The 21,362-nt window shown below is 65.1% G+C and carries 22 protein-coding genes; 13 read left to right on the plus strand and 9 right to left on the minus strand.

What is annotated here, in order from left to right; all coding sequences use genetic code 11:
• Nucleotides 1-6 precede the first annotated feature (6 nt).
• The 6 genes from ACVWW6_RS31105 to ACVWW6_RS31130 are packed head-to-tail and all read left to right on the plus strand — an operon-like array spanning nucleotide 7 to nucleotide 5,198.
• Nucleotides 7-693, plus strand: coding sequence for a TetR family transcriptional regulator (locus ACVWW6_RS31105; protein WP_456681975.1), 687 nt, complete (start codon nucleotides 7-9; stop codon nucleotides 691-693).
• Between the two features lie 45 nt (nucleotides 694-738).
• Nucleotides 739-1,509 carry an ABC transporter permease gene (locus ACVWW6_RS31110; RefSeq protein WP_375762661.1) on the plus strand — a complete coding sequence of 257 codons (771 nt, stop codon included), beginning with the start codon at nucleotides 739-741 and terminating at the stop codon, nucleotides 1,507-1,509.
• An 11-nt stretch (nucleotides 1,510-1,520) separates the two neighbouring features.
• Entirely contained in the window at nucleotides 1,521-2,558 is a 1,038-nt protein-coding gene (locus tag ACVWW6_RS31115; RefSeq protein ID WP_456681976.1) for an NAD-dependent epimerase/dehydratase family protein, read from the plus strand.
• Entirely contained in the window at nucleotides 2,545-3,366 is an 822-nt protein-coding gene (locus ACVWW6_RS31120; RefSeq protein WP_456681977.1) for a GNAT family N-acetyltransferase, read from the plus strand. The genes ACVWW6_RS31115 and ACVWW6_RS31120 overlap by 14 nt, the downstream gene beginning before the upstream one ends.
• A 6-nt stretch (nucleotides 3,367-3,372) precedes the next feature.
• Nucleotides 3,373-4,428 carry a dihydrodipicolinate synthase family protein gene (locus ACVWW6_RS31125; RefSeq protein ID WP_456681978.1) on the plus strand — a complete coding sequence of 352 codons (1,056 nt, stop codon included), beginning with the start codon at nucleotides 3,373-3,375 and terminating at the stop codon, nucleotides 4,426-4,428.
• Nucleotides 4,416-5,198: an ABC transporter ATP-binding protein gene (locus ACVWW6_RS31130; RefSeq protein WP_211433923.1), complete on the plus strand. Its 783-nt coding sequence runs from the start codon at nucleotides 4,416-4,418 to the stop codon at nucleotides 5,196-5,198. The genes ACVWW6_RS31125 and ACVWW6_RS31130 overlap by 13 nt, the downstream gene beginning before the upstream one ends.
• Nucleotides 5,199-5,387: 189 nt before the next feature.
• Here ACVWW6_RS31130 and ACVWW6_RS31135 read toward each other — a convergent pair whose 3' ends face one another.
• Both ACVWW6_RS31135 and ACVWW6_RS31140 read right to left on the minus strand, forming a co-directional pair.
• A complete protein-coding gene (locus ACVWW6_RS31135) occupies nucleotides 5,388-6,479 on the minus strand; it encodes a TRAP transporter substrate-binding protein (RefSeq protein WP_028171176.1) in 1,092 nt (363 codons plus the stop codon).
• A gap of 102 nt (nucleotides 6,480-6,581) precedes the next feature.
• Nucleotides 6,582-7,136 carry a MarR family winged helix-turn-helix transcriptional regulator gene (locus ACVWW6_RS31140; RefSeq protein ID WP_028171175.1) on the minus strand — a complete coding sequence of 185 codons (555 nt, stop codon included), beginning with the start codon at nucleotides 7,134-7,136 and terminating at the stop codon, nucleotides 6,582-6,584.
• A 244-nt stretch (nucleotides 7,137-7,380) separates the two neighbouring features.
• Between ACVWW6_RS31140 and ACVWW6_RS31145 the strand changes: the two genes are divergently transcribed.
• Nucleotides 7,381-7,638 carry a hypothetical protein gene (locus tag ACVWW6_RS31145; protein WP_028171174.1) on the plus strand — a complete coding sequence of 86 codons (258 nt, stop codon included), beginning with the start codon at nucleotides 7,381-7,383 and terminating at the stop codon, nucleotides 7,636-7,638.
• A 34-nt stretch (nucleotides 7,639-7,672) separates the two neighbouring features.
• Nucleotides 7,673-9,490: a tannase/feruloyl esterase family alpha/beta hydrolase gene (locus tag ACVWW6_RS31150; RefSeq protein ID WP_456681979.1), complete on the plus strand. Its 1,818-nt coding sequence runs from the start codon at nucleotides 7,673-7,675 to the stop codon at nucleotides 9,488-9,490.
• 187 nt (nucleotides 9,491-9,677) lie between these two features.
• Here the strand turns inward: ACVWW6_RS31150 and ACVWW6_RS31155 are convergent, their stop codons facing one another.
• From ACVWW6_RS31155 to ACVWW6_RS31165, 3 genes are all read right to left on the minus strand, one after another.
• Nucleotides 9,678-10,181 (minus strand): SMI1/KNR4 family protein, encoded by a 504-nt coding sequence (locus ACVWW6_RS31155; protein WP_456681980.1) that lies wholly within the window; start codon nucleotides 10,179-10,181, stop codon nucleotides 9,678-9,680.
• A 91-nt stretch (nucleotides 10,182-10,272) separates the two neighbouring features.
• Nucleotides 10,273-10,530, minus strand: coding sequence for a hypothetical protein (locus tag ACVWW6_RS31160; protein ID WP_038966815.1), 258 nt, complete (start codon nucleotides 10,528-10,530; stop codon nucleotides 10,273-10,275).
• Nucleotides 10,531-10,596: 66 nt separating this feature from the next.
• Nucleotides 10,597-11,547, minus strand: a complete 951-nt coding sequence (locus ACVWW6_RS31165; RefSeq protein ID WP_456683199.1) for a DUF2778 domain-containing protein — start codon at nucleotides 11,545-11,547, stop codon at nucleotides 10,597-10,599.
• Between the two features lie 192 nt (nucleotides 11,548-11,739).
• On the opposite strand from ACVWW6_RS31165, the gene ACVWW6_RS31170 reads away from it, so the two are divergent.
• Together ACVWW6_RS31170 and ACVWW6_RS31175 are read left to right on the plus strand one after the other, a co-directional pair.
• The gene (locus ACVWW6_RS31170; RefSeq protein WP_161535115.1) at nucleotides 11,740-12,180 is read left to right on the plus strand and encodes a DUF1810 domain-containing protein; all 441 of its coding nucleotides are present in this window, start codon (nucleotides 11,740-11,742) and stop codon (nucleotides 12,178-12,180) included.
• 96 nt (nucleotides 12,181-12,276) lie between these two features.
• Nucleotides 12,277-14,358, plus strand: coding sequence for a methyl-accepting chemotaxis protein (locus ACVWW6_RS31175; protein WP_456681981.1), 2,082 nt, complete (start codon nucleotides 12,277-12,279; stop codon nucleotides 14,356-14,358).
• Nucleotides 14,359-14,377: 19 nt separating this feature from the next.
• Here ACVWW6_RS31175 and ACVWW6_RS31180 read toward each other — a convergent pair whose 3' ends face one another.
• Nucleotides 14,378-14,968: an NADPH-dependent FMN reductase gene (locus tag ACVWW6_RS31180; protein ID WP_038966812.1), complete on the minus strand. Its 591-nt coding sequence runs from the start codon at nucleotides 14,966-14,968 to the stop codon at nucleotides 14,378-14,380.
• 50 nt (nucleotides 14,969-15,018) lie between these two features.
• Nucleotides 15,019-15,966 carry a helix-turn-helix domain-containing protein gene (locus tag ACVWW6_RS31185; RefSeq protein WP_060911788.1) on the minus strand — a complete coding sequence of 316 codons (948 nt, stop codon included), beginning with the start codon at nucleotides 15,964-15,966 and terminating at the stop codon, nucleotides 15,019-15,021.
• A gap of 300 nt (nucleotides 15,967-16,266) precedes the next feature.
• On the opposite strand from ACVWW6_RS31185, the gene ACVWW6_RS31190 reads away from it, so the two are divergent.
• Genes ACVWW6_RS31190 through ACVWW6_RS31200 form a run of 3 tightly spaced genes read left to right on the plus strand, consistent with a single transcriptional unit; the run spans nucleotide 16,267 to nucleotide 18,888 of the window.
• Complete coding sequence (locus ACVWW6_RS31190) at nucleotides 16,267-17,388, plus strand: DUF2336 domain-containing protein (RefSeq protein ID WP_456681982.1); 1,122 nt, start codon at nucleotides 16,267-16,269, stop codon at nucleotides 17,386-17,388.
• Complete coding sequence (locus ACVWW6_RS31195; RefSeq protein WP_028171164.1) at nucleotides 17,385-17,717, plus strand: PilZ domain-containing protein; 333 nt, start codon at nucleotides 17,385-17,387, stop codon at nucleotides 17,715-17,717. The genes ACVWW6_RS31190 and ACVWW6_RS31195 overlap by 4 nt, the downstream gene beginning before the upstream one ends.
• A gap of 49 nt (nucleotides 17,718-17,766) precedes the next feature.
• Nucleotides 17,767-18,888 (plus strand): HD-GYP domain-containing protein, encoded by a 1,122-nt coding sequence (locus tag ACVWW6_RS31200; RefSeq protein ID WP_028171163.1) that lies wholly within the window; start codon nucleotides 17,767-17,769, stop codon nucleotides 18,886-18,888.
• A gap of 59 nt (nucleotides 18,889-18,947) precedes the next feature.
• On the opposite strand, the gene ACVWW6_RS31205 is transcribed toward ACVWW6_RS31200, so the two are convergent.
• Both ACVWW6_RS31205 and ACVWW6_RS31210 read right to left on the minus strand, forming a co-directional pair.
• Nucleotides 18,948-19,151, minus strand: a complete 204-nt coding sequence (locus tag ACVWW6_RS31205; RefSeq protein WP_028171162.1) for a hypothetical protein — start codon at nucleotides 19,149-19,151, stop codon at nucleotides 18,948-18,950.
• A gap of 123 nt (nucleotides 19,152-19,274) precedes the next feature.
• On the minus strand, nucleotides 19,275-21,290 hold the full coding sequence (locus ACVWW6_RS31210; RefSeq protein WP_456681983.1) for an FIST N-terminal domain-containing protein: 2,016 nt from the start codon (nucleotides 21,288-21,290) through the stop codon (nucleotides 19,275-19,277).
• Nucleotides 21,291-21,362 lie beyond the last annotated feature (72 nt).

Genomic DNA, 21,362 nt, shown 5'->3' on the forward strand with positions numbered 1-21,362 from the left:
TTGGAAATGCCCGCAAAACGATCTGGCGACACCGTGCCGCAGCGGCGCGACCCGGTCGCCACCCGCAAGAAGCTGCTGACCGCGGCGCGCCTGGAGTTCGCCCGGCACGGCCTTGCGGGCGCCCGCGTCGACGAGATCGCCGAGCGCGCCGGCGTCAACAAGCAGCTCGTCTACCACTACTTCGGCGACAAGGACGCGCTCTACCTCGCCGTGCTCGAATGGGTCTATGAGGACATCCGCGAGCAGGAGCGCAGGCTCAATCTGGAAGGCCTGCCGCCCGACAAGGCGATCCGCCGGCTGATCGAAGCCTCGTTCGACCACCTGGCGGCAAACCCTGATTTCATCGTGCTTCTGAACGACGAGAACCGCGGCGGCGCCCGCCATGTCCGCGGTTCCACGCGACTGGAGGCGATGCATTCCCCGCTGGTGAAAAGCGTCTCCCACATCCTCCATGAGGGCGTGCGTTGCGGACTGTTCCGGAAAGGGATCGACCCCGTCCAGCTTTACATCTCCATCGCGGGCCTCAGCTACTTCTTCTTCTCCAACACGCCGACGCTGTCGGCAATCTTCGGCAAGGACCTGTCGAGCCGCGCCCAGCGCCGCGCCCGGCGCAGGCATGTCGTCGACCTGGTGCTCCAGTCGCCTCCGGCCATAATCAACCAGATGGTTGAAACTTGCCCCGGGGACGGTTAGGCTTGCCGTCGTGGCGGAGAGGCCGCGAACAACGGGGAGCGAAAGGTGGCAGGTGACGGAGCAGGCCCGGCCCGCAGCTTTGCGATCATCCTGATCGTGCACCTCGCCGTGCTCGTGCTGTGGCAGGTCGCGGTCGATGCCTTCCACGTGCCGAAATTCATCCTGCCCTCGCCGCTCGCGACCGTGCAGACACTGGGAACCGCGAGCTACGCCTGGGGCGCCAACACGCTGGTGACGGCGATCGAGATCCTCGGCGGCTTCGCACTCGGCGCATTCGTCGGCGTCACCCTCGCGGTGATCTTCAGCTGGGCGCCGCTGGTCAGCATGGTGCTGCTGCCGCTGTTCGTGACGCTGAACATGATCCCGAAGGTTGCGCTCGGCCCGCTTCTGATCGTCTGGTTCTCCTACGGCATCGTGCCGAACATCCTGATCGCCTTCAGCATCTGCTTCTTCCCGATCCTGCTCACCACCGCCCGCGGCCTGCGCGAGGTCGAACCGGATCTGCTCGATCTCGTCAAATCGCTGCGCGGCTCGCGCTGGACGCTGTTCCGCAAGATCCAGCTGCCGGGATCGCTGCCTTACGTGTTCTCCGGCATGAAGGTCGGCGCCATCCTGGCGGTTGCCGGCGCCATCGTCGGCGAGTTCATCGCCTCCGAGCGCGGGCTCGGCTACCTCATGATCCAGGTGCAGTCCTCGCTCGACACGCCCGCGATGGTGATGGCCGTCGTGCTGCTGACGCTGCTCGGCGTCGCTCTCTACGGCCTCGTGCTCGCCCTCGAGCGCATGTTCGTGGTCGGCGATGCCAGGCAAACCTAAAGGACCGACCGATGCTCCTCACCCGCCAGACGCTGCCGAAGACCATTCCTGACATCGCCGCGCTCGACGATCTCCTGTGCCGGCCGACCCAGGCGCTGATCGACGACCTCAACAAGGTCGAGGGCGACATCATGATCCTCGGCGTCGCCGGGAAGATGGGCCCGACGCTGGCGGGGCTCGCCAAAGCCGCCGCGCCGGATCGCCGCGTCATCGGCGTCGCGCGCTTCAGCGAGGCGGGCGTCAAGGACTGGCTGCATCGGCGCGGCGTCGAGACGATCAATTGCGACCTGCTCGACGAGGCCGCGATCAACGCGCTGCCGAAGGCGCCCAACATCGTCTTCATGGCCGGCCGCAAGTTCGGCGCCGAGGGCGATCTGTCGCTGACATGGGCGATGAACGCGCATGTCCCGGCCCTTGTCGCGCAGGCCTTTCCGTCGTCGCGGATCGTGGCGTTCTCGACCGGCTGCGTCTATCCCTTCGTGCCGGTCGACGGCAAAGGCGCGACCGAGGACATGGCGCCAAATCCGCCCGGCGAATACGCCCAGTCCTGCGTCGGCCGCGAGCGCATGTTCGAGTATTTTTCGCGCAAGTTTTCGACGCCGGGCCGGCTGTTCCGGCTCAATTACGCGATCGACATGCGCTATGGCGTGCTGCACGACATCGCCACCAAGGTCCTCACCGGCGCGCCGATCGACGTCAGCCTGGGCCATGTCAATTTCATCTGGCAGGGCGATGCGTCCGCGCAGGCGCTGCGCTGCCTCGCCCATTGCACGGCGCCGACCTCGCCGATCAATGTCAGCGGTCACGAAATTCTCGCCGTGCGCGATCTCGCCGCAAAATTCGGCGCTCGCTTCGGCCGCGCCCCGGTGCTGACAGGCAAGGAGGAGCCGACGGCGTGGCTCACCGACACCTCGCAGGCGGTCGAGCTGTTCGGCCTGCCGGTCGTCGACACCGAGCAGTTGATCGCCTGGACCGCCGACTGGGTGTCCCGCGCCATGCCGAGCCTCGGCAAGCCCACCAAATACGAGGTGCGCGATGGCCGCTACTGACACCCCGCCCATCATCAAGCTCGGCGTGAACGATGCCATCGCCGGGCTCGTGCTGTCGGTCGAAGCGCACTGGAACCAGACCGAAGAGGACTGGCGCATTTTCCTGCGCGACGGCGTCGTGTTCGGTATTCGCGATGGCATGCGGCTGGTCGCGACAGCGGCACTGCTGCCCTATTCCGGCAGCAACGCCTGGATCAGCATGGTGCTGGTATCAGGCACGCATCGCCGCCGTGGCCTTGCGACGCGCCTCGTCGACGCCTGCCTGGAGACGGCGCGCAAGAACGGCCTGACCAGCTGGCTCGACGCGACACCCGATGGGGCTGCCGTGTACGGGCCGCTCGGCTTCACGCCGACCCTGCAATTACGCCGGCTGAAATTGGTCAATTCAGCGCAAGCGTCGGCGCGACCGCCTTCGGCCGCGACGCTTGACGCGCTTTGTGCGCGGGACCGGCGGGTCACCGGTTTCGACCGGACCGCCCTCCTGACCGCCTTCGCACAGCGCTCCGGCTCGCGTATCGTCGCTTCGAATGGATGCATCGCGCTGGTCCGCGACGGCAGAACCGCGCGCCACATCGGTCCCTTGTTCGCAGATCATGCCGTCGAAGCGCTGGCCCTGGTCCAGGCGATCGCGCGATCCGAGACCCGCCCCCTCCTGCTCGACGCCGTCGCCTCGCAAGGCGCGTTCCTGGAGGGATTGACCGCTTCGGGCTGGACCGTCGAACGCCCGTTCCAGCGCATGCGCTTCGGCCCCGCCACCGCCGCGGGCGAGGAAATGCCCTTCGCCGTCGCCGGCCCTGAATTTGGATAGGACATCATGCACCACAGCCAGATCAATGCCGACGTTCGCAAGCTGATCGCCGACGGCACCGTGCTGCCGGCGCACCCTCTTGCGCTCACCGCCGAGCGAAAGCTCGACAAGACGCATCAGCGCGCGCTGACGCGCTACTACATCGACGCCGGCGCCGGTGGTCTGGCGGTCGGCGTGCATACGACGCAGTTCGCGATCCGCGACGTCGGCCTCTATCGTCCCGTGCTGGAGCTCGCCGCCGAGACCGCGGCGAGCTGGACCAGGCGTCCGCTGGCGATGGTCGCGGGACTTGCCGGTCCGACCAGGCAGGCAACCACTGAAGCGCGCACCGCGCGCGACATCGGCTATCACGCCGGCCTGCTCAGCCTCGCCGCGATGAAGAGCGCCTCCGAGGACGAGATTATCGCGCACTGCACCGCGGTCGCCGCCGAAATTCCGTTGGTCGGCTTCTATCTCCAGCCGGCCGTCGGCGGCGTCATCCTGTCGAGCCAATTCTGGCAACGCTTTGCCTCGATCGACAATGTGATCGCGATCAAGATCGCACCGTTCAACCGCTACCGCACGCTCGACGTGCTGCGCGGCGTCGCAGCCGCGGATGCGCTCGACCGCGTCGCGCTCTACACCGGCAATGATGACCATATCCTGCTCGATCTCATGCTGCCGTTCGACCTGCGCGACAACGGCGTCACCACGCGCACCTATTTCAAGGGCGGACTGCTCGGCCATTGGTCGGTCTGGACGGCGAGCGCGATCGGGCAATTCGAGCGCTGCAAGGCGGCGCGGCACAAGGACAGCGTGCCGGCCGACCTGCTCGCGCTCGATGCCCGCGTCACCGATTGCAACAGCGCCTTCTTCGACGTCGCCAACAATTTCCACGGCTGCATCGCCGGCTGCCACGAGATCCTGCGGCGTCAGGGCCTGATGCAGGGGCTGTGGTGCCTCGATCCGGCCGAGGGCCTCAGCCCCGGCCAAAAGGAGGAGATCGACCGCGTCTGCCGCGAGCACGCCGACCTCAGCGACGATGACTTCGTGGCCGCCAACCTCAGCAAATGGCTGGCATGACGGACGAGCCCTTCATCAGCCTGCGCGGCGTCCGGAAGGTCTACCGCAGCGGCGGCGCGGAGTTTCTCGCCGTCTCCGACGTCACCATGGACGTGAAGGAAGGCGAGCTGGTCTCGCTGGTCGGCCCGTCCGGCTGCGGCAAGACCACGGTGATGAAGATTCTGGCGGGCCTGCACGGCGCCGACGGCGGCACCGTGAAGATCGGCAGCGCCAGGAGCCCGTTCGATCCGACCCGCGACATCGGCATGGTGTTCCAGCAGGCGCTGCTGCTGAAATGGCGCACGATCCTGGACAACGTGCTGCTGCCGGCCGAGATCGTCGGCCTGCCGATGAAAGCCGCGCGCGAACGGGCGCGCGACCTGCTCAATCTGGTCGGGCTTGCCGGCTACGAGCAGAAATATCCGCAGCAGCTGTCCGGCGGCATGCAGCAGCGCACCGCCATCGCGCGTGCCTTCATCCACGATCCAAAACTGATCCTGATGGACGAGCCGTTCGGCGCGCTGGACGCCTTGACGCGCGAGCAGATGAACCTGGAGATGCTGCGGATCTGGCGCGAGAGCGGCAAGACCATCATCTTCGTCACGCATTCGATCCAGGAAGCGGTGTTCCTGTCCTCGCATTGCGCCGTGCTGACCGCGGGCCCGGCGAAGATGGCCGACTACTTCCCGATCGACCTGCCCTTCCCGCGCGACCTTCCGCTCAAGACAACGGATGCGTTCGGTGCCTATGCGCGGCGCATCTACGCAAAGCTCGGGCTGGGCGCGGCGTAGACCGCTCCCTCCGCCGTCATTCCGGGGCGCGACGAAGTCGCGAGCCCGGAATCCATCGGGCGGCAAGACACGCGGTGAAATGGATTCTCAGATGCGCAATTGCGCATCATAGCTCCCGCCAAGAGGCGCGCCCCGGAATGACAGTGTCCTTCGGATCACGCCTGAAAACACCGCGCCCTCTTGCTGCAATCAGGTCTTGTTGCGCATCTTGCTGAGCAAATAGTTGTCGTAGAAGTTTTCCGCGATCTGCGTGTAGAACAGCAGCTCCTTCATATACGCGTCGTGGCTCTCCTTGGTCCGCTTGAACAGGTCGCTCTTGGCCGCGAGCTCGTTCAGGTGCTCCTGGGTCGCGTTGTAGCAAGCCTCCAGCACCGGCTGCGGGAACGCCTTCAGCTCGGCGCCGTTGGCGATCAGCCGCTTCAGCGCCGCCGGGTTCACGCTGTCGTACTTCTCGAGCATCCAGGCGCCGGCCGCAGAGGCGGCCTGGTTGACGATGGCCTGGTAGTGCTTGGGCAGCGAAGCCCACTTCTCGTCATTGACGATCATGTGCAGCATGGCGCCGCCTTCCCACCAGCCGGGGAAGTAGTAGTATTTGGCCACCTTCTGGAAGCCGAGCTTCTCGTCGTCATAGGGACCGACGAATTCGGCGGCGTCGATCGAGCCCTTCTCCAGGGCCGAATAGACGTCGCCGCCGGCGAGCTGCTGCGGCACGATGCCGAGGCGCGCCAGCACATGGCCGCCCATGCCGGCGATGCGGAATTTGAGGCCCTTGAGATCGTCGACGGTCTTGATCTCCTTGCGGAACCAGCCGCCCATCTGGGTGCCGGAGTTGCCGCAGAGGATCGCATGCGCCTTGAACGGCTTCAGCGCCTCGTTGGCGAGATCGGCGCCGCCGCCGAAATACCACCAGGACTCCTGATGGCGATGGTTCATGCCGAACGGCGCGCCGGTGGCATAGGCCAGCGCCGGCTCCTTGCCGATGTAGAAGTAGAGCGGCGTCTGCGCCATCTCGACGGAGGCCGCGCTGACGGCGTCGAGCGCCTGCAAACCGGGGACGAGCTCGCCGGCCGCAAAGGTCTGGATCTGGAATTTGTTGTCGGTGGCGTCAGCGACGTATTTCGCGAAGGTCTGCGCCGTGCCGTAGATCGTGTCGAGCGATTTCGGGAAGCTCGAGGTCAGGCGCCATTTGATCTCGGGCGCGCCTTGCGCGATCGCAGGTGCAGCAACCAGCGTCGTCGCGCCAGCGACCGCGCCACCCTTGAGGAATGTACGGCGTTTCATGATGGGGTCTCTCCCTAAAGCAAGGCTTCAAATGGATGGCCTGGGCCACGGTCTTCGCGGACCGTTTGCCCGTTCCCGTCGCCGAGTTCAAGGTGTTCCGGATCAAGTGTCCTGGAGGAAGATCGACAGCGCTCGCTGCAATTCCTTGTACGCGCGCGGCCCGATCTTGGCGGCGAGGGTCTTCTCGCTTTCGGCGATCGACGGCCGCAAGCGGCCGAGGAGCGCGGCGCCGGTCTGGGTCACATACAGCACGTAGTAGCGGCGGTTGACGGCGGAGGCCGAACGCTGCACCAGCCCGCGCCGCTCCAGATGATCCACCAGCCGCCCGAGCCCCGCCCGCTCGATCGACAAGGATTGCGCGATGGCAAGCTGATTGACGCCGGGATTGGCTTCGATCACCGACAACACGGAGAACTGCGCCGGACTGATGTCGAAGGCGGCCAGCCGCCGGCTGACATCCCTGAACACCCAGAGCTGGGCCCGCCGGATGCGATAGCCGAGTGAACGGGACAGATCGTCCGAGGCAAGCAACTTTGGCCGGGCGGGCTTTCCGGCCGGCGCGGCACGCGAGGCGGATCGCGCCGGCTTTGCTACCTGCGCCCTGCGCGACGCTCCCTTCGGGGATCGCTTCCTGACGCCAGCCTTCTCCGGCTCCATCGACGACCATCTTTCACAAGCCGGCGCGGCGGCATCCGCCCGGTGGTCCGGGATTCGAACGCCAAGTCTATCGCAGCGGACCGGGATCGAGAAGCCGCGCGGCGTCGCGCCTTGCCGATGCAGCTTCTACGACAGGTTGCACCGCGGACTCGCGTGTTGCGTCATGTTGACACGGCAACATCGCTTGCCTAAGGATCGGGAAAACCTGCCGTCGCACGAGCAGGCTTCAGGGGAGCTAACGTCGGTGCCTGCATCAGGGAACGGCGACGATCCGCATGCCATCGCGCATCGCGGCGACACGATTGCGGCCGTCGGCGCATTGCGTTCCGCGCGCTGCGATCCGCATCGCGAAGCTCCCCGGCCTCCCGACGACCAGGACGTCCCGACCGACAGCGACATCGCTTGCAGCCTTGACGACGCCTGCCGCAACGGCCGGCGCCGCACGATGTCGCGTGGACGACCGCTGCTTTCGACAATCATCAAGCTGGAGGGCATGACATGAAACGGTTACTTCTCGCCTCGACCATTGTTGCCGGTTGGACGGCTTTCGGCCCGCAGGCAATGGCCCACGGCCTGCCGCCGAGTGGTGTTGCCCGCGCGCGTCCTGCACGGCCCTCACCGGCCTCACGCTGCCGAACACGCAGATCCTGAGCGCGACCCAGAAGGCGGGCTACTGCAACGTGATCGGCATCATCAACAAGCGCGTCTCGACGCAGGACCCCGATCATTTCACTTACGGGATCGGCTTCGCGCTCAACCTGCCCGATACCTGGCATGGCCGTTTCGAGATGATGGGCGGCGGCGGCACCGACGGCAGCCTCCAGGCCGATCCGCAGGGCGCCGCCGGCGTCGAACTCGGTCAGGGCTGGGCCGTGGCCGCCGACGACGGCGGGCATGAAGACAACGCCAGCAATCCGGTCGGCGGACATCAGGACGACGATGCCAATGCCGGTGGCTCCGCGCATTTCGCGATCGACGCCCAGGCGCGCAGGGACTACGGCTACAACGGCATCGAAAACACCGCGACGATCTCGAAGCAGATCATCTCCTATTACTACGGCCTCGACACCGTCTATTCCTACATCATGGGCTGCTCGAACGGCGGACGTGACGCCATGATGGCGTCGCAGCGATTCCCCTGGCTGTTCGACGGCGTGATCTCGCAAAATCCCGGCTTCAACCTGCCACAGGCGGCCCTTGCGGAAGCCTGGAACGAGCAGGTGCTCGGCACGCTCGCCACCAGCAAGGACGTCAACGGACAGCCCTTCATTCCCGACACGTTTCCGGTGCAGGATCTCCAGGTGGCCTCGGCCGCGATCCTGAGCGCCTGCGACGCGCTCGACGGGCTGGTCGACGGCATCGTCGACAATTATCACGCCTGCACGGCGAAGAAGGTGTATCCGGCGCTCGCCAGCTACACCTGCGGCACCGGCTCGCACGGCAGCACGCCGCATGGCGGCACGTGCCTGACCGGCGCACAGGTGGACGCGCTGAAGAAAATCTATGCCGGGCCGGTCAATTCCCGCGGCCAACGGCTCTATTCGAACTGGTTCTGGGATGCCGGCATCTGGACGCCGCCCACCGCGCCCGGCGCGGGCTGGCAACTCTGGAACGTCGTCACGGCGCCGGTGCCGAACGTCAACACCGCGATCAACCTGACGCTCGGCGCAGGCGCGATCCCGATGATCTTCCAGACCCCGCCCGTCGTCACGCCCGTCAACGGGCCGAACGGCCAGGAAGCCTTCGTGTTCAGCTTCAACTTCGACACCGACGCGCCGAAGATCTTCGCGAAGACGCAAGCCTATCCTGAAAGCAGCATGGACTTCATGGCCGCGGTCTCGACCGACCTGCGGCCGTTCAGGGCGCGCGGCGGCAAGCTGATCGTCTCCTCCTCCGTCAATGACGGCATTTTCTCCGGTGCTGCCATCGCCCGCTGGTATCGCAACATGGACAGGCGCATGAACGGGCGCGCGACCGACTTCGCGCGGCTGTTCATGGTGCCGAACATGGCCCATTGCGGCGGCGGTGCGGCCACCGCGAGCTTCGCGCAGAACGAGGTCAAGGCCATCACCGACTGGGTCGAGAAAGGCATCGCGCCTGAACGCATTGTCGCGACCAATACCAACGCCACCTCGCCCTACCCGACCGGCGGACTTTTTGATCCGCGCATAGCCATGAACTTCCCGGCCAGCGGCACGAGGCCGCTATGCGTCTATCCGAAGATTGCAGCCTACAAGGGCAGCGGCATGACCAACGACGCCGGCAATTTCGCCTGCATCGACCCCGGCTTCAGGCCGGGCGGCGACCACGACTTCCATGATGACGACGACGGGCATGGCGACGGCAGGCACTGAGACGCTCTCAGCCTCTCTCGTGCCCCGGACGCAGCGCAGCGTCTCCCTCGCGATGCGAAGCATCGTCGAGCGCGATGCGCTGCAGAGCCGGGGCCCATCCATCCGCCATGCCGAGTGGCCATCTGGGTCCCGGCTCTGCGCCGCAACGCTGTAAGCGTTGCGGCTTGTCCGGGACACGAGCAGGTTCTCACGAGGCCTCAGCCTGCTCATACAATCCGGCGACGAAATCGCCGAATGTCGGTGCGAGCGGCAGCACGTAGCCCCATTCGTTCGACATCGCCTCGGCAAGCGTCCAGGGCTTCTCGTATTCGGCGATCTCGTGATCGATGAACCAGATCTTGCCGAAATGCGCCTTGTCGATCGTCATGCAGATCGGGTTGCCGCCGTGGTCGCTCATGATCCAGAGGAGTTCATCGACGGTCGGCCATTGCGGAGTCTGACGCGTCTGGACCAGCGAGCATTCATCGCGCCGCAATCCCAGCACCTCCTGGACCGCGCCGGCCCAGTGCCCTTGCGGCCAGTTGAACTCGGCAGAGCCCTGGAAATAGCCGCCGGCGCAGGCCAGCAGGAACTGGCGATACTCGTCCGGCAAGCGGCAGCCGATGGATCTTTCGAATGCCTCGAGCGCTGCGAGCGTCGGTTGCTCCGCGCGGGCGCGATCAACGCCGGCAATGAAGTCTGCGATATTCATGCGATCCCGTTCCTCGGCGCAGAAGCGCGCCACGCCTTCGTCGCAGGCATTCGGGAGCGGGTTCGACGATTGGAGGGGAGTAACGGCTGTCTCAGAGCAGCTTCGCGCTGACGAACAGCGCGCGCACGGCGTTGGTCGCCTGCACCGCGAGCATGGCGTTGCCGGCGGCGCCTTCCAGGGCCGAGATGGCTTCCTCGTGCAGCGAGCGGAATTCCATCCACTCGACCGACTTGAAGTTGGTGAGGAATTGATAGGCCTGGCCGACGGTCGCGATCGCCAGCGTGTCACCGTTCAGCTTGATCTTGAACGTCGTACGCAGCGGGGTCTCGGAATTCTGGGGATCACTCATGGGCTGCTTCTGGACAAGGACGGCTTAACGAAGGGGAAACGGCAGCCCCGCCGCGGCAGGCAAATATCAGGAGTCGGTGCTGCCGCGCTGTGACGCGGTCGCCGATCCTCTCAGGCTCGGCACCACGACCAGGCGGTTGAACTCGCCGTTGTCGTAGGCCTTGAGGAAGCGCTCATAGTCCTTGATCGAGACGCAGCCGTTGGAATCGCCACGCGGCCCGAGCATGTAGCTGTGGGTGAGAAGGCCGACGCGGCCGAGCGCGCTGGTGCCCTCGGCGGGCGTCAAGCGCAGCGCGCGGATGCCGTGGAACAGCTTTTCGCGCGGCTTCAGATCGTAGGTCGCCGGCGGGGTCGCGCCCACCATGCGCTGATCGACATGCTGGGGGTCGTCCATCAGCGCGCCCATGCCCGAATGCGCTTCCAGCGCGACGCCGCTCGGCAGGTAAAGCGCCTTGGCCGAAATGTCGTAGACCGCCGTGCGCGAATCGTAGCCGAGGGCGGCGAGATCCGGCGCCTTGCTGAACAGGCCATCGCCGGGGGTCAGCGAGGCCAGCTTGATCTTGTCGGTGAATTTTTCGAAGAAGTTGCGGTTGTCGACCCTGGGGGTGGTGTCGGCATAGGCCTGGCTGGACGCGATCTGGGCCGAGAAGTCCGCCTGCACCGGCCGCGAACGCGGCATCGGGACCGCGTCGGCACGCTCCGAGGGCCGCCTCTCGTCAACCGCCGTCCGGTCATCTTCGGTCAGGGTCGAGCGCCAGTCGTCGCCCTGGAGTTTCTGGGCCAGCATCGCCTTGGCATCGCGCAGCTTGAGCTGGACCGCATTCAGGGCAGAGCGCTCCAGCGTCCGCAGGCCGAGCTCGCGGGCGGGCGCGCTGCCAGATGCCGAAGCAAAACGGTCCTCGAAGGAAGGGGCATTGGCCGGCGGTAGCGCGGCGGAAACCAGCGGGGTCGAATCGCCCATATCGGCGACCCAGGCGGCGGCACCGAGCGACAGCGCAACAGCGGCCAGAGACAGCAGAATCGTCTCGGCCCGCCCGATACGGCGGCGCGACAACAGCCTCTCGGCTCTTGCGGTGTCGGAAACCATCAGATCCCCAAATCGACCCCCGGGGAGACCCACCCCCACCCGGAGACTCTCTATACCAGCTACCACATTGGGAGCCAAAAGTTAGGCATAATCACGGCCGTCAAGGCACCCCCAAGGTATCCAATGACCGCTCCTTTCGATCTAGACCGGTTCGTCCAGGCCCAAAATCCGGTCTATCCCACCGTGACCGGGGAACTGTCCCGGGGCCGGAAGCAGAGCCACTGGATGTGGTTCATTTTCCCGCAGGTCGCCGGCCTCGGCTTCAGCGCCATGGCGCAGCGCTACGCCATCGGCTCGCGCGCGGAGGCCGAGGCCTATCTCGCCCACCCTGTCCTTGGCCCGCGCCTGATCGCGTGCACCAGGCTCGTGCTCGCCGTTCAGGGGCGGACCATCAACGCGATCCTCGGCGCGCCCGACGACGCCAAATTCCGCTCCTCGATGACGCTGTTCGGCGCCGTGTCCGATGATCCCATTTTCAGTGAGGCGCTCGCCCGGTATTTCGCCGGCGAGCGCGACGGCGCGACGCTGGAGATCCTGTCGAAGCTCGATCAGCCGTCCAGCTGAGCTCGCGCGGCGGCAAGCAGCGTAAACCCGAGATTAACACGGGCGACCTATCGTCCGTGGAAAATAATTCTCCCCGCGCCAATTGCCGGACAGAACATGAAAATCGGAACGCTCCTGACCACCGCCATCGTCTCGCTCTCGACCGTCGGCGGCGGCCTCGCCGTCTACGTCGCCGTGACGAAGTACCAGACGATGGAGCGGATCACCGAAGCACAGGGGCGGCTCGCGATCGTCCGCGCCGTCGGCGACATCCCGCGCTATCTCAACCCCGAGCGCGGCTTTTCGACCAACATCCTCTATGGACCGGCGACGGTGGACCCGGCGCTGCTCGCCGAGCAGGACAAGCTGCGCAAGCAGACCGACGGCGCCCGCGACCGGATGAACGCGTTGCGCAAGGACCTTCCCGGCCCGTTCGACGACGGCGCCACCACCGGCAACAACATCGACGGCATCAATTCGAAATTCACCGCGCTGCGCGAGGCCATCGACAAGGCGCTCGGGGGACCGGCGGAGGCGCGCAAGGACGCCGCCAAGAAGATCGTCGCCGACAACGCCGTGCTCAACGGCGCCGTGACCGCGCTGCTCAACGAGCAGGTCCGCCGCATGGCGATCCTCAACGGCGACGCCTACCGGCAGGCGAGCTACGCCAACATCGCGATGACGCTGCGCGACGTCGGCGGCTTCAACTCCAGCCTGCACAAGAACCTCGTCGGGGGCAAGAAACCGGCGACGGACACCGAGAAGGCCGAGATCAGCCGCTCGCAGGGCCGCAACGACCAGATCGTGATGGCGCTGCTGGAATTGCGCGGCAATCCGGCAACGCCGGCGAACGTCGCCGCTGCGCTGGAGAAGTTCAACGCGGTCTATATCGAGGAGTTCGGCCGCGAGCTCAAGCTGGTGAAGGACGGTGCGATCAGCGGCAAGTACGAACACGACATGGACACCTATTACGCCGCGACGCAGCGCGGCCTCGGCACCATCATCGAGGTCCGCGACGCGCTTTACGACAATGCGGAGCAGATCCTGGCGGGCGCCTCCTCGGCTGCACGCACCAGCTTCACTGTCGCGCTCCTCGGCCTTGTCGCCGTGCTGATCGCCAGCATCGGCCTCGTCGTGACGGTGCGCCGCCGCGTCTGCGCGCCCATCGTCGGCCTGACCACGCGGATGTCGCGGCTTGCCGAAGGCAACGTTGCCGAGGAGATCCCCGGCGCCGAGCGCTCCGACGAGATCGGGGCGATGGCCGCGGCCGTGCAGGTGTTCAAGGACAACATGATCCGGGCCGACCGGCTCGCCGCCGAGAAGCAGGCCGAGAACGACGGCAAGATGCGCCGCGCGCAGGCGCTCGACGAGCTCACCCGCGCGTTCGAAGCCAAGGTCACCGAGCTCGTCGGCGGGCTTTCGAAAGCCTCCTCCACCATGGAAAGCACGGCGCAGTCGATGACCTCGACCGCGGCCCAGACCAACAGCCAGGCCGCGGTCGTCGCCGCCGCCTCGCAGCAGACCTCCAGCAACGTCCAGACGGTCGCCAGCGCGACCGAGGAGTTGACCTCCTCGATCTCCGAGATCGGCCGTCAGGTCGCACAAAGCACCGAGATCGCGGCCCGCGCCGTCGACAATGCCCGCCGCACCGGCGATACGGCACGCGCGCTCGCCGAGGGCGCGCAGAAGATCGGCGACGTCGTCACCCTGATCCAGAGCATCGCTGAGCAGACCAATCTGCTGGCGCTGAACGCGACCATCGAGGCCGCCCGCGCCGGCGACGCCGGCCGCGGCTTTGCCGTGGTCGCCTCTGAAGTGAAGTCGCTGGCCGGCCAGACCGCCAAGGCCACGACCGAAATCTCCGAGCAGATCACGGCGATCCAGTCTGCGAGCGACGAGACCGTGGCCGCGATCCGCAACGTCGCCGACGTCATCGCCGAGATCGACCAGATCGGCACCGCGATTGCCGCGGCGATCGAGGAACAGGGTTCGGCGACCAAGGAGATCGCCCGCAGCGTGCAGGAAGCCGCCCGCGGCACCCAGGAAGTGAACACCAACATCTCAGGCGTGCAGCGCGCCGCCGACGACACGGGAGCTGCCGCACGCGAAGTGCTGGGCGCGGCCGAGCAGCTCTCGACCCAGTCGCGCGATCTCGCCGGACAGTTCGACCGCTTCCTCGGCGAGGTCAGGGCCGCCTGACGCTGCCGCTCGCTCAAGCTCAATAAGGCGGCGCCTTGCGCGCCCGCTGCGCCTTGGCCGCCTCGATCCACCAGGCGAGGTCGTCGGCAAAGCGCGGGAACGAACGCTCCAGCGCCTTGCCGCCCTCGCCGATCGGCTCGGAATCCGCCGACAGCGTCTGCGCGATCGGGCCGACGCCGATGGTGCTCGACACCACCACCATGCCCATTTCCGACAGCGTGCCGTGCCAGGCGGTCGAGGCGCGCGCGCCGGACAGGCGGCCGGCGGAGTAGCTGACGATCGCGGCCGGACGCCAGAACCATTCTTCGAGGAAATGGTCGGTCAGGTTCTTCAATCCGGGCTGAATGCCCCAATTGTATTCTCCGGTGACGAAGACAAAACCGTCCGCGCCGCGGATCTGCCCGGCCAGCTTCTCCAGCGCCTCGGGCGCGGCGCCCTTGGGATATTCCTTGTACATGCGGTCGAGCATCGGCAGGCCGATCGCCTTGGCGTCGATGAACTCGACATCCTCGCCGCGCTCGCGCAGGCGATTGATGACAAAATTCGCAAGGCGGATGCCCATGCGGTCGGAACGGTAGGAACCGTAGAGGACGAGGATGCGATTGCTCATGGCTGAAGGCTAGCACAAAACCGGAGTCCGGCCCCAACGCATTTGTCGTGCTAGCGCCTGCGTCCGCGCTCCAGCGTTTCCGACGGCGCCTCGCCGAACCGGTCGCGATAGCTTCTGGAGAAATCGCTGAGATGCCAGAAGCCGAAGGCCAGCGCGACGGCCTTGACGCTATCGGCGCCCGCCAATAGCCGCTGGCGGACCAACCACAGCCGCCGCAGGCGCAGGTAACGGTGCAGGCTCATGCCGCGATAGCGGCGGACGACATCATGCAAGGTGCGGACGGAAAGGCCGAGCTCGCGCGCGATCTCCTCACTGTAGATGGGCTGGGCGAGATCGCCGGACAACAGCGCGCGGATGTCCTGAAAGATCTTGAACTGCCGCTCGTCGTTCGGCCTCACCGTCCATCGCGCCGAAACCAAGTTGGCGAAGACGGCGTCGACCGCGCCGAACAGGGACTCCTTCATCGCCGCCGCCTTCAGCGGCGCCTCAGTGGGATCGATGGGCTCGGACGCGGCGGCCACCACCTCCCTGACCACGTTCCGCAACCCATTCAACGCCAATGTGCTGGTCTCAAAGATCTTGAAATTGGAACGCGTCTCGGGCCAGCCGCGGTTCTTGACCTCTGGTCGGAAGACGACCGAGGCGATTTGCCGCTGCACTTCCTCGATGGTGTTGTAGGCCGCGCCGCCGCTGCCGATGACGACGACTGCGCGGTCGCGTTGCGCACCGTTGAAGCGAATGGGAACGTCGAGGTCGTCCATCGCAAAACCAACCGCCGTGCAATCCGCGATGAGTTCAGCGTCCACAACCCGCGGAAAAGCGCGCGTCACGTTCACGTCGCAGCCTGGCAATTGCAGGATGATCTGCTCAGCCGCGATCCTTCGCACAAACGGTGTGAACTCGAAGTTCAGACCGCGGATCGCGTTGCGAAACTCATCGACGTCGGAAAAGCGAAATATCTTTGGCGCCAGTGTTGGCGCATCATCATCGCTGGTCATGGCAAAATGAAAACCGCGTCAGGAAAAATACGCGTGTCCGGGGTGAAAGCGCGGACCTGAATTCCCCCCTTTCGGTTGCCCCGTTAGACCGAAAAATCATCCTAGTCTGTCTCGATCAGTTGGCGAGGGTCCAATTCAAAGGACAAGTTGACGGTTGGCGTCCTGCCAAATTTCGATAGCGTTTCCGGTAAAGCGGGCGGTGCGCTGATACCTGAAGGATCAAAGTCTAAAATCCAAATTAACAACTTTAAGGCGCAATAGAACTCGTTCATTCGTTTTTTTTGAGATTCAGGCCCTGCCGTGATGGCAAATTCGCCTGCAGATATTCTTTTGGAGTTGGAAGAGGCGATCGCGGCCTGCTCGCCAGAGCGCTGCGGGCGTATCCTGTCAGGCATTGTCCATCTGCTCACAACCAGCCGCGACCGGCCTCAGGAACTGCTCGTCAACGTCGTCGACGGTGTCCTCCTCCGACTGGCAAACCGGGTCGCTCCGGATTCGCTGATTCAGCTCAGCCGAGCGCTCGCCGAGCTGCCTGTTGCGCCGCAAGAGACATTGAGGCACCTCGCCTCGCACGAGGACTCCGCCGTCGCATGTCCGATCCTGCTCAAATCGCAGGCGCTGTCCGCCGCTGACCTCGAGACGGTCGCAACGACCTGCGGCGAAAGCCATCGACTTGCAATCGCGTCTCGCGCGCGCGTCGAAGCGGCTGTAGCCGAGGTGCTGGTCATACGCGGCGGCCGCACGGTCTGCCTTGCGCTGCTAAGGAACCCGGGAGCCCGGTTCTCCGACGCGGCCTATACTGCACTCGTCGAGAATGGCTCGGCGGATGACGCGATCACGAAGGCGCTGGCGCTGCGGCCCGGTACACCAGATCTGGTCGTGCGCAGGCTGCTCTCCATCGCGCCAGGCAAGGCCTTGGCCAAGCCCAGCGCCTTTGCCGCACCGGGACAGGGCGCCGCACCGGGCGTCGCGGCCGCCCTCATTGCTCCAAAGCGGCCTTGCTCGGCCGACTATGCGAGCGCAAGGCCGGAAATCGTCGCCCTCAACCGGGTCGGCAAGCTCAACGATTCGACAGTGAACCGCTTTGCGATCCGCGGCGAGACCGCCAACCTGTTCACGGCGCTCTCCGTGCTCTCGGGAGCCCCGATCGAGATCGTTGAGCATGTCATGATCGATGACGACTGCGAGGCCCTTGTCATGGCCTGCCGCGCTTCGCGCCTGAACTGGGCGACCACGCTCGCGATCCTGAGCAACCGAGGCGGTGCACGTCTCTCCTTTGCCGAGCGCGAACGCGCGCAGCAGATCTTCGAAACGCTCCTCTTGTCGACCAGCCAATGGACGGTGCGGTGGGGGGAAATCGCGGCAGGTGCCAACACCAGCGATGGGAGAAATCGCTGTACAAAAATGGGGGTTAGCCGATGAGGTTCGACGGTCGCAAGGCGCTTCGCGTACGGATGGATCACAAGCAGCCTGTCAACCTGATGGGTTCGGACGGCACCTGGCGACGCAGTTGCGTCCTGCTCGACGTCTCGCAAACGGGCGCCAAGCTCGAGGTCGAGGGCACGCTGGACGTTCTTCAGGCCAAGGAATTCTTCATGCTGCTGTCGTCGACGGGACTAGCCTACCGTCGCTGCGAGCTGGTCTGGATCGACGGCACCATGGCCGGCGTGCACTTCATCACCTCAGACGGCAAGAAAAAACCGGCCAGCGCACCGGCGGCCGCCGCGCAGACTTCCGTTCAAAGCAAATAGGCCCAGGGATCATCGATTTCTTTGAACTCCCGGTAGAAACAGGTGCAACGTGCAGAACGCGCGAACCATATCCCGCCCCGTCAAAGGCGACGGCGGCATTCGAGAGCCGGATGCGATACGCCCGTTCGTGCATGTTCTGGCCGATTCCTCCGACAAATTGTGGGGCGTCTGCTCGATGCTCGAGCGGCAATTTGCCGTCGCCGGCGAACGGCTCGACGCCGCGCCCAAGCTGTCGCAAGTTCCCTTCGCAATCGTCGTCCGCGCCGAGTTGCGTGACATCGAAAGCATCGCGGCTATCAAGAAGCGGGCTGCCAAGCTGGCGAAGGCCACGAAGCGGATCTTCCTAGTCGAGCACTCCTCTCACACAACTGTATCGCAAGCCTACGCGCTCGGCGCCACGCTCGTTCTCCCCGGGGCGATCAACAGGATCAAGCTGCTGGCAGCGCTGGCTGATCCGGCCGAGCCTGTGTCTGCTTCCTCAAGCGGCACAACGCAGCTGGACAATGCGGCAGCAGCCGCGGCAACCGCCATCGCGTCGATGTTCACGGCCGTCACGCTCGGCGAGCCGCTTGATGTCGCCGGCACCAGGAAAGCCGGTCGCCAGATTGCCGATCGTATCACCCAGCACGGCCTGTCGGAATGGCTCACGACGGTGCGGCGCCACCACGAGGGCACCTATCAGCACTGCCTGCTCGTGACCGGCGTCGCCATCGACTTCGGCCTCAGCCTCGGCGTCGGCAGGGCCGATCTGGAACGCCTCTACTCGGCCGCCATGTTCCACGACATCGGCAAGGCTCAGATCCCGCTCGCCATCCTCGACAAGCCGGGCCGCCTCGACGCCGAGGAGCGCGCTCTGATCGAAACGCATCCGACCGCGGGCTATGAGTTTCTGAAAGGGCACGAGGGGATTTCGCCTGAAATCCTCGATGCCGTGCGTCATCATCACGAATATCTCGACGGCAGCGGGTATCCGGATGCGCTCTGCGCCGAGAGCATCGGCGATATCGTGCGGATCCTCACGATCTCGGACATCTTCGCAGCGCTGATCGAGCATCGCCACTACAAGCCGACGATGCCGCGCGTGGAAGCCTACAATATTCTCTGTGGGATGACTGGAAAGCTGGAGAAGGCGCTGGTCGCCTCGTTCAAGCGGGTCGCGCTGACGCGATAGCCCGGGAAACCGGCGAGCGCCTCCATGCGATAATTGCAGCCGACAATTGCTGCCGAACGCTAGTGCGTCGCCCGGTATTTGGCGCGGCGGGGGATGGAGCGGCAGGCGAGGCCCTCGGCCAGCAGCTTCATGTCTTCTCGTTTGCCGCTGCGGATCAATCGGCCGAACTCGTCGGCTGAGAAAGGAAGACTTGGATCATCATCGATCGGGCGCCGCACTCGCGGGCCGAAGAACCTTAGAATCAGGCTAGCCAGCCGCCGCATGCCTATTCCCTCGCGCCAGCAACAAACCTCTCACGAGGCACATTGTTCCTGCTGGCGCGAAGAGAATGCAAGTGCGATCTGAACGGTCGTCACCGAAATTTGCGAAGCGGCAGGCTCTGTGCCCTACCCAATCCGCTTGAGCGTCTCGATGTCGCTCATGGCGCTGGTCAACGCCCCGTTGCGGTCGCGCACGAAGCTCTCGAGGTCCGATAGCACGGTGTTGATCATCTGAAGATTCTTGAACATCTCCTCGATCTGCGTCACGATGCTGTTGTAGCCTTCCTGGGTCTGGATCAGCTGGCCCCGGGTGTCGTTGATATTGGCTCCGAGCGACTCGAGCGATGTTTCCATGCCTCCGATCGAGGCGTGGGTACGCGTGAGGCTGGTTTTGGTGTCCTGCGCGAGCTTCTTCACCTCGGTCGCCACCACCGAGAAGCCCCGTCCCGCTTCGCCCGCGCGCGCCGATTCGATGGTCGCGTTGAGCGCCAGCAGGTTGGTCTGGCCCGCGATCGTGTCGATGATCTTCAGGATGTCCCGCAGCCCGTTCATGGCCTGAGTGAGGCCGGCGAACTCCTGCGACAATGCCGTCGTGTCGGTCGCCCGCGCCGCCGATTGTGCGCTCGCCACGATGACCGAGCGGATTTCCTCCACGATCGCGTTGATCGAAGCCGTCTGGCGCAGCGCGCCCTCGACCTTCCCGCTCAGCGTGGCGCTGGCGCTGAGATATTCCGTCAGACGATGCACGATGTCGTCCTTGATCCGGTTCAGCATGACCATGCGGTTGAGATGGGTGCGCGTGAAATATTCGACGAAATGCGCGTAGTGGATCGGGAACGTCTCGATGAACGGATCGTTCAGCGGCTTTTCCCTGACGTCGAAGAACACGATCGCGGTCAGCGTCTGGTTGATGTTGATCCCGAACAGCTCCCCGAAGGTGGAAAAACCCGCGACCGGCATCGGCCACATGCCGCTCATGTTGCGGAGCTGGCTCTCGTTGTTCAGGCGGCGCAGGATGCAGTCGTTGAGGATCGCGCCGATCGCCGGCGGCTTGTCGCGCAGGAAGACCTCGAGGTCACGCCGCGTCTGGTCCACGAAATCGGTGGCTTCCAGCAGCTCGAGTCTGTCGCCCGAATTGACGTCGCAGAAGAACGACACGACGCCGCTGTCCGCATCGATGCCCGCGACCGAGCGCACGAACAGGTCTCCGCCGACCTCGATGCCGAAGGAGTGCTTCGTCATCATCGTCATGAGGTTCGCCGGAATCGTGTTCAGCGCCTTCGCCACCACGGAGGCGAACGGCTTGATCTCGCTCCCTTCCATGACGCCCGAGGCGGTGCGACGATCCGGATCGGCGTCCATCACGACGAAGGATTTTCCGGTCTTCTTGAAGTTCTGCGTCTTGAAGATACCGTAGGCGCGGCCCGGCGCCAGCTTCATGAAGACGATCAGCGCATGGTTCTCGAGCACCTGCCTGCCGTCGTAGAGATGAGTATGCTGGAAGTCGAGCTTGCCGCCGGCGGATCCTCCGACGAAACCGCACGGAAACTTGCCGCTCCTGTACACGGCCTCCATGAAGTAGCTCTCCGACGCCGACACGCCGTCCACGAGCGCGAAAGCGATCGTATCGCGCACGTCGATCGCGAAGGGCGTCCTGATCGCGGCGACCTCGCGCGTGATCGCTTCGATGCGCGCGTCATGGGCCCTGGACGGCTCTCCCTTGCGGATGTCGTCGTTGTGGAGGCGGACGCTGTGGATGCTGACGGACTGAAACAGATCGGCCGGAAAAACCTGCACGACGACGGACGACCAGTTCGACCCCGTCGGCTTGTAGAGCGACTGGCCCGCCGAGCACAGCTCGCCCGCGGTCGACATCGCGATCACCGGCGTCGACCCCGCCAGCCTCCGCAACGACGATGCAACGCGCGCGAAGTCGCAGTGGGGTGAGATGAACGCGAGAACCAGCGGCGACCGCGCGCCCTCTACGACGAAGTCGCCCTCGGAAATATTTTGCAGCCGGTCGTCGCTCTCCAGCACCCGAATCGCGCAGGCCTCATGAACCGCCGGAGCCTCTTCCCGTACCTCCGCAACGATCGACGGCGCGGGCTGCTTGTGACTTGCCTGGGAAAACAACGAGAGCATGGCAATATCCTTGTTCGACGCGCGACGCGTCTCAAAGGAGTGAACTACGGATTCGAAATTGCCATTCGGTTA

This window comes from Bradyrhizobium sp. USDA 3311 (genome assembly GCF_054062495.1).